Source organism: Microcoleus sp. PH2017_35_SFW_U_B, from assembly GCF_020737865.1.
In the GTDB taxonomy this organism is placed as follows: Bacteria; Cyanobacteriota; Cyanobacteriia; order Cyanobacteriales; family Microcoleaceae; genus Microcoleus.
The window spans coordinates 1-8,315 of the sequence record NZ_JAEQDE010000167.1; the positions used below are offsets into that span (position 1 = coordinate 1).

At 46.3% G+C, this 8,315-nt stretch carries 6 protein-coding genes and 1 pseudogene; 3 read left to right on the forward strand and 4 right to left on the reverse strand.

Features of this window, described 5'->3' with window-relative positions; translation table 11 throughout:
• From JGK36_RS32625 to JGK36_RS32640, 4 genes and pseudogenes are all read right to left on the reverse strand, one after another.
• A pseudogene (locus JGK36_RS32625) lies at positions 1–1,068 on the reverse strand (hypothetical protein); the annotation flags it as partial.
• Positions 1,069–1,125: 57 nt separating this feature from the next.
• Positions 1,126–5,097, reverse strand: coding sequence for a cobaltochelatase subunit CobN (cobN, locus tag JGK36_RS32630; RefSeq protein WP_293186640.1), 3,972 nt, complete (start codon positions 5,095–5,097; stop codon positions 1,126–1,128).
• A 117-nt stretch (positions 5,098–5,214) separates the two neighbouring features.
• Entirely contained in the window at positions 5,215–5,952 is a 738-nt protein-coding gene (locus JGK36_RS32635) for an ABC transporter ATP-binding protein (protein ID WP_293186641.1), read from the reverse strand.
• Positions 5,953–6,173: 221 nt separating this feature from the next.
• On the reverse strand, positions 6,174–6,986 hold the full coding sequence (locus tag JGK36_RS32640) for an ABC transporter ATP-binding protein (protein ID WP_293186642.1): 813 nt from the start codon (positions 6,984–6,986) through the stop codon (positions 6,174–6,176).
• A 31-nt stretch (positions 6,987–7,017) separates the two neighbouring features.
• Between JGK36_RS32640 and JGK36_RS32645 the strand changes: the two genes are divergently transcribed.
• The 3 genes from JGK36_RS32645 to JGK36_RS32655 all read left to right on the forward strand — a co-directional run.
• Positions 7,018–7,281: a DUF433 domain-containing protein gene (locus tag JGK36_RS32645; protein WP_293186643.1), complete on the forward strand. Its 264-nt coding sequence runs from the start codon at positions 7,018–7,020 to the stop codon at positions 7,279–7,281.
• Positions 7,282–7,293: 12 nt separating this feature from the next.
• Complete coding sequence (locus tag JGK36_RS32650) at positions 7,294–7,542, forward strand: type II toxin-antitoxin system MqsA family antitoxin (protein ID WP_293186644.1); 249 nt, start codon at positions 7,294–7,296, stop codon at positions 7,540–7,542.
• 195 nt (positions 7,543–7,737) lie between these two features.
• The coding region (locus JGK36_RS32655; protein ID WP_293199262.1) for a HEAT repeat domain-containing protein at positions 7,738–8,315 on the forward strand (578 nt) is incomplete at its 3' end.

Sequence of the window (8,315 nt, forward strand, 5' to 3'; positions counted from 1 at the left end):
GACTGTGGGGTGGGCATCTTGCCCGCCCCAGTCAGCAACAGGCAAGATGCCTGTTCCACTGTTGAGTAATTTGACTGTGGGGTGGGCATCTTGCCCGCCGCTAAAAGCCCGATCGACCGATGCCTGGGATCGGCGGAAAATCCCGTCGCCATCGGTGTTACAAGACTGCGGGAATCGGTAACACTGGGGCGTCACGTTAGGTTCACCAGACGGGAGTTTGGGGCGAACGCCTGCTGCTAAAAGCTGGTTGCCTTCAGAATCTAGGATCGAATTAAAAGTGCGATCGTCCCGGCCGCTGTTAAATGCGCGCACACCGTCCGCCCAGACAATCATTTGAGGTAAATAATCGGGCTTCAACAGCCGTCGCAGTTGAAAGTCAACAACTTGGGCAGTTGCGCCGTTGACTGCAAAGTTAAATACCTTTAAACCCGGAGTGCCGTTAGCAGCCAAAGATTGTTTTAGCTGTTTGGGATCGACGCCCTGCAACGCCCGGGAACTACCGACGATCAAAACATCTGGCGGCCCGACGGCTGCAACGTAGGATAGGTATAGTTCTAACTGTTCGTCGAGTAAATCGCTGCTGAAGCTGACTGTACTGGCTTGCGATCGACTTGCGCCCGCTTGCTGTTGGGCATAAACCAGATTTTTCATGTACTCGGTGACTTTTTTTTCAGCAAACGCCCGCCTGGGACTACCGGGGGGAACCGCTTGCATCCAGGCTACCGCTTGCACCCATTGGGCTGCTACTTCGTCCCACTCTTGTTTTGAATTGGCTGACTGAGCCAAATTGGCGGCCTTGGTGGCAAAGTTAACTGAATCTCCAAATGGGTCGTTTTGGGCGCAGGAAGGAACGCTGATGGATTTTTGGCGTTTATTGGGGTTTTTGGCTAACACAGAGGTTGGTGGCTGCGTTAGGACGGAGGATGATGCGATCGGGCTTGATGTCGCTGCGGTGTTGGGTGGCTTGGGTGGCGAACATCCGACTGTTGTTAGGGCGATCGCAGCGATCGCGGTGCAGGTACGTTTTAAGATGTTAGTACCCAGAGTAGCAATGTAGCGGCGAATCATACAGCTTTCACCGTTCGCGAAACATTAGTAAATATTACCGCAAGTGGGCTGGTGATGTTAATTGCGTATTTCTGTGTGGGATTCGATGACTGCTTCGGCTTCCAGGGCGATCGATCGCAATTTATCAAGGATATCCTGACTGGCACTCTCCCACAACCCCCGTTGGCGAGCTTCTAACAATCTTTCCGCCATATCTCGCAGCGCCCAAGGATTATTTTCCTGAATAAATACCTGAACTTTTTCATCAAAAATGTAAGCCTGTGCAATTCCTTCATACATAAAATCTTCAACACAATTCGCCGTAGCATCGTAAGCAAACAAAAAATCCACCGTTGCGGCAATTTCAAAAGCACCTTTATAACCGTGACGCATCGCCCCTTCAATCCATTTCGGATTTACCGCCCTGCTGCGATAAACCCGCGCAATTTCTTCTTTGAGTTGTCGCACTTTTGGATTTTCGGGAATCGAGTTATCTCCGAAATAAGTTTCAGGATTTTTCCCTTGCAAATTGCGAATTGCCGCAGTCATTCCCCCTTGGAATTGATAATAATCGTCGGAGTCGAGGATATCGTGTTCGCGGTTGTCTTGATTTTGGAGAACTATTTGCATTTGACTGAGGCGCTGTGTAAAGGCTTCCGGTGCCGAACATCCCCATTCACTTTGTTGAACTCCGGCTGCATCTCCAGGCAAATTTGAGGAACTAGAGGAAGTATAGGCGTAACTGCTCCAATTAATGTAAGCTTTTGCTAGATCGCCGTCGTCTGTCCAGTTTTGAGCTTCAATTATTCCCTGAAGCCCCGCACCATAAGCCCCCGGTTTTGAACCAAAGACTCGAAATTGCGATCGCACTTTCGCATCTTCCCGACTCAAACCAGCCGATTCCCAATCCAAAATCTCTTGTTTAACTTGTGCTGCTAAAGGATTGTCTTCCGCAGATTCATCTAAATCCGCCACAGCTTTGACAGCCGAGTCAAACAAATCAATTAAATTAAAAAAAGCATCGCGGAAAAAGCCAGAAATCCGCAAAGTAACATCAACGCGCGGTCGCCCCAAAACAGCAACAGGCAAGATTTCAAAATCTACAACCCGGCGCGAAGGCCCATCCCAAATTGGTTGAACTCCGATTAATGCTAAGGCTTCGGCGATGTCGTCTCCACCTGTCCGCATAGTCGATGTTCCCCACACAGACAAACCCAAAGTTTTCGGATATTCACCATTTTCTTGAGTGTATCTTTCGATTAAAGTTTCGGCTGCAACTCTGCCAACTCTCCAGGCGGTTTCTGTGGGAATAGCGCGGATATCTACGGAGTAAAAATTGCGACCTGTGGGTAATACATCTGGTCTGCCGCGGGTGGGCGCGCCGGATGCACCGCTGGGGATGTGTCGTCCATCTAGTCCGCGCAACAGGTTAGTAATTTCTTGGTTTGTTTGGAGGAGTGAAGGTAAAAGATAGTTGGAAATCCAATCTAATTCTTGTTGGGTTGCTTCTCCTATTTTAACCGCAGATGAACGCGGATCGACGCGGATGTTTTTGATTAAATCATCTACTAATTCAGCAGCTTTTGCTTCTAATTCTGCGGTTAAATCGCCTGCGGTGGTTAAGGGATCGAAGTCTAGGTTTAAGTCTTTGGCGAGGGCGCGGGTTAAGCCGGAACGATTTGTGCTAGGATGGCGGGCGATCGCAATTATCAAATCTCGCAACTGTCTACCTTGGGGACATTGACCAAAAATATGCAATCCGTCGCGGATTTGGGACTCTTTGAGTTCGCAAAGATAACCGTCGGTGCGGGTGATAAACTCGGTAAACTCCGATTTATTGAGTTGGATACCTAGGTCTTTATCTAGATTTTCCTGGTTGGTAAGGGCTACAATGCGATCGCGAATCATCGGTAATCTCGACGGATCTAAGCTTTGGGCTTCGCAATATTCATCGATTAAGGCTTCCAACTGCTGCAAAGGCCCGTAAAGTTCGGCGCGAGTCATCGGCGGGGTGAGGTGGTCGATAATCACGGCTTGCGATCGTCTTTTTGCCTGGGAACCCTCCCCCGGATCGTTGACAATAAACGGATAGAAATTCGGCAGCGCGCCTAATGCGATTTCGGGATAACATTTATTAGACAATGCCACACTTTTACCGGGAAGCCATTCTAAATTCCCGTGTTTTCCCGCATGAATAATCGCATCAATTCCCAACTTTTCGCGCAGCCAATAATAGTAAGCAAGATAATTGTGAGTTGGTTCCAAATCCGGCGCGTGATAATTTAACGCCGGATCGATTTCGTATCCCCGCGACGGTTGAATCCCGACAAACACATTTCCGAATTGAATCCCCGGAATCGGAAACAGATTCGTATCCAGGTTCGTAGTAAGGACTTCAGTCCTTCCTTCCAGGTTCGTAGTAAGGACTTCAGTCCTTCTTTCCCCAGTCGCTAACCCCCATCTATTACAAATTCCATCCTGTACTTGCTGCGGCAAAGTTGCAAAATATTCTTGATATTCCGCCAAATCCAAATATTGATTTACAGGGCGCAATTCCCGTCCTTCCGGGTCATTTGTTACGCCAGATATCAGCATTTCAATTAACTCGTTCCCGCTGCTGGGAATATTATCTACTTGATAACCGACTTCCTGCATAGCCTTGAGGATTTCCACACAGCTAGCGGGCGTATCCAAGCCAACGCCGTTAGCTAAGCGGGCGTTGCGGGTGGGATAATTTGCGAGAATTATGGCGATGCGTCTGTTGGCGGCGGGGGTTTGCTTCATCTTCACCCAATTCGCCGTTAAGTCTGCTACGAATGAAATGCGATCGTCCGCTGCGACATATCCTACCACATCTGTTTCTAATTCACTGTTCCAAGTTTGTACAGCTTTAAAAGAAACAGCCCGAGTAATAATTTTCCCATCTACTTCTGGCAATGCCACATTCATCGCCACATCTCGCGGCGAAAGTCCTTGTAATTCAGTTTCCCACTGTTCCAAACCGCCGCCGCTGAAGATTGCTTGCAAGATAGGAACATCTAAGGATTTAAAGCTATTTTGTTCCGGTTCGAGATTGTTGAAACCCGAGACTGCAAAACTTGTTGTATTAATGAGTAATTGAATTGGTTCGGAATCTTTGGGTTTAAAATGTTCCACCAATTCCACTTGCAAATCCGGTTCTCGCAGCGAAGACACAAAGACGGGAACTGGTACTAAATTTCGGTCATATAATGCTTGACAAAGTGCATCAATAGGTGCTAGATTTCCCGATAAATAATGAGCGCGATAAAATAAAATCCCGACTTTAGCAAGGGTTGGTAAACCCGGAGATCCCCCCCAGCCCCCCTTAAGAAGGGGGGGGCAAGAAGTGGTCAAAGTTTCGGTTTTTAAGGGCGATTTAGGGGGATCGGAATCTGGGTTCAAAGTCCCCCTTCTTAAGGGGGATTTAGGGGGATCGGAATCTGGTAGTAAAATTCCCAAACCAGCCGTTGTATTTCCTCCCCAATCATAAATTCCCACCCGAGAAACTGTTTGAGGAAGAGGCGGATTATAAGCAGTTTTCAAACAAGTGTCAGCCGTAAACTTGAGTGCATTAACAAAATTCTGGACTCCGCCTTCTGTGAAATAGCGCCACAGTTGATTGACTGCGGACAGCGATACATTAGAATGACTAATTAAATCCGGATCTGGACTATCTTCACCGGGCATCACAATCAATACCGCATTAGTTTTCTGCACCGTTTCCCGCAGAACTTCTAATCCGTAAGACCAATAAGAACGCCCGCCTAACAGCCTTAAAATTATTACCTCTGCGCGTTCTAAAATTTCCTCGGCGTAGGTGTCAATGGTTAATTGTTGCTGCAACTGAAGCAGATTTACGGCCCGCACTTTCGGGAATTCGGGTGGCATTTTGGATGCGGCGGCCGCGAGTGTTTGAATGTCAGTGTCAGCAGCACTAATAAATACGATTGGTGCTGGGGTTTGCTGTATAAAAATTACTCCTTCTGCTTGAGGGTTCCAACCTCCGGGCGTAGCTGCTATTTTGTGCATTAATTTATCCTCTATAATAAGTTTGTAGTTAAGTTTGTAGTGAGGACTTGAGTCCTCTGATTTTTGGGATTCATGAAGAGGACTGAAGTCCTCACTACGAACCCAAAAATGTCGGAATTAACCTAAGTATGCTTTCTTTACTTGTTCGTTGTTGAGTAAATCTGATGCTATGCCTGTGATGGTAATGTTACCAGCTTCTAGTACGTAAGCCCGATCGGCAATTTGGAGTGCTAAATTGGCGTTTTGTTCCACTAACAAGATTGTAACGCCCGTAGAGCGTAGGTTTTGAATGATTCCGAAAATTTCTTTGACGATCGCAGGTGCTAAGCCTAAACTGGGTTCGTCCAATAATAGCAGTTTCGGGCGGCTCATGAGCGCGCGGGCGATCGCCAGCATTTGCTGTTCCCCGCCGCTAAGGGTTCCTGCCAGTTGAGTGCGCCTTTCTGCTAAGCGCGGAAATATCTCGAATTGGCGGCTTAAATCGGTTTTGATGGCTGCGAAGTCCGATCGCACATAAGCCCCTAATTCCAAGTTAGTTAACACCGTCTGCTGCGCCAAAACCCTTCGCCCTTCTGGACTGTGGGCGATTCCCAATTTTACCACTTCGTGAGCTTGGCGGCGACTAATATCGCGCCCGCTGTAGATGATTTGTCCTTCCCGCAAATTAACTATTTTAGAAATTGCTCTCAATGTCGTACTTTTCCCCGCACCGTTAGCGCCGATGAGACTGACAACTTCGCCCGCATTTACGGTTAAATTCACATTTTGCAGGGCTTGAATTCCTCCGTAATTTACACAGAGATTTTTGAGTTCTAACAGGATATTTTTGGTAGTCTTTGGGGGGACATTGTGCATTTTATCTGACTTGGAGTTTGAGATTTGTAGTTGGGGCGGGCGGGTTTACGAGATTGTAGATTTTAGGTAATTATTATTGGTTAACCCGCCCTACAAAATGCGTACAAATGATGCAATATGTGAGTTTTTAATATTACTCTTAGTCCGCGGAGGCGGACATTGTTTGTGTAGGCGCGATTTCCAATCGCCGGGTTCCAATCGCCCCATTGTTTTGTAATTTTCTATTTTTCATCTCCCAAATAAGCTTCTATTACAGCAGGATCGTTCCTAACAAAAGCAGGTTCACCCAAGGCAATAAGCTGACCAAAATGCAATACAGCAATTCGATCGCACAATCCCATCACCAGCGGTACGTGATGCTCGATCAATATTACAGTCAAATTGAATTGTTCCCGCACTTCCCGGATAAAATCACTTAACTTGTGCTTTTCCGTCGGATTCATCCCCGCCGCTGGTTCATCTAGCAGTAAGATTTGCGGTTCCAGGGCTAAGGCGCGGGCGATTTCCAAACGCCTCTGATCGCCGTAGGGCAGGTTTTTGGCTTGTTCCTGCGCGCGATCGCCCAAACCGACCAAATCCAACAATTCCAGGGCTTTCCGCTGGGTTTTGCGCTCCATAGCGTTAGATTCTGGTAAGCCGAAAATCCCCGATAGTAGCGATAATACCGGATTTTGCGATCGGCTGTGGATGTGTCGGGCGATCGCCACATTCTCCAACACCGAAAGATCCCCAAACAATCTAATATTTTGAAAAGTGCGCGCAATACCTTTATTCGCAATTTGATAAGGCTTCAATTGGGAAATATTTTCATTTTGATAAATCAGATTGCCACTAGAAGCAGGTATCAGTCCAGTCATTACATTAAATAGAGTTGTCTTGCCAGCACCGTTAGGGCCGATCAGTCCAAATATCTCGTTTTTTTCAACTGTAAAAGATACGTCGTTTACAGCAACTAAACCGCCAAAGCGGCGAGTTAATCCTTGGGCGGCTAAAACAGGATTGGTTTTTGAGAGAGTCAGGGGTTCGGAACTCATAAACAAATGATAGAATATAAGATATCTAATTATGCCTCAAATTATGGATGCTCAAAAACTCTTAGAACGAATCACAGTAAATTCCCAAATATTTAACGGAAAACCGATTATTCGGGGTCGCCGTCTTGCGGTTGAGCACATTCTAGGAATGTTAGCGGCTGGCGACACTCCTGAAACGATTCTCGAAGGCTATTCCTGGTTAGAAAGAGAAGATATTCAGGCTTGTCTAGTTTATGCTCATCGGCTGATTAGTCACGAGCGTATCGAACCTCTGTTGGTGGAAACTAGCAAATAAAAATATAAACTCATGCGAGAAATCCGATGCAATACCTGTGGTAGCAACCGCTATGAGGAACGTAAAATCAATTACCTGTATAGTCATCAAGGTAAATACTTGCTAGTTCCTAACACGCCTGTTGAGATTTGTCTGGATTGTGGCATGATTTATTATGATGCAGCAGTTCTCAAAGAAATTGAGCGCCGTTTCTTTGCTATTCACCAGCAGAATGAAATGCCGGATTCATATATTCAAATTCCCAGCAAGAGTTACACATAAATAATTGTTGTTTAAGGGAAAAACCGGAATCTTCTTAAAGTCCCGCTTTTTAAGCAGGATTTAGGGCGATCGATTTCACCACTGACAAGCACAAATTTAGATCGCCCGAACTCTGGAAACCAATTTGATGAGAATGTAGATACAATTATTATTCAAATGGCTGAGACTGCTCATCAAATACAAGGATTCTGGCCCATGACGAAGCACTACCGACAAAGATTAGTTGCCGTAATTGCCCTCTCGTTTCTATCTTTCACATCGCCTTTGCTGTTGACTCGCAATGCTTCGGCTGAAAACCCGATCGCATCCAAGGCTAGTTCTCAAGAGATTAACTCATTAATCAAGAAGTTAAAGAGTAACGATGAAAGGGAACTTGATACAGCTATTAGCGAGTTAGGAAAAATAGGTGAACCAGCTATCCCTGCTTTGATTGAAGCTTTGCGAGATAAGAATTTGCTAGTCCGCCAGAGTGCGATCGAGGTTCTAAGGCAAATTGGTCGCCCTGTTATTCCTGCCTTAGTTAAAATGTTGACAAATTCAGATGTAGAGTTACGTCTTCGCGCTGCTGATTTGCTAAAAAGAGTTAGACGCTATCACTGGGATTCTTTACTGTTATCAGAAGCTAAAAGTGTTATGCCGGAGCTAGTTTCCCTGCTTAAAGACTCCGATCCAAATGTGCGTAGCAGCGCAGCCTCTGCTTTGGGGAGTATCGGTGCAGCAGCTAAAACTCCTGTGCCACAGCTAATTCCCCTGCTTAAAGATTCCGATGCAGG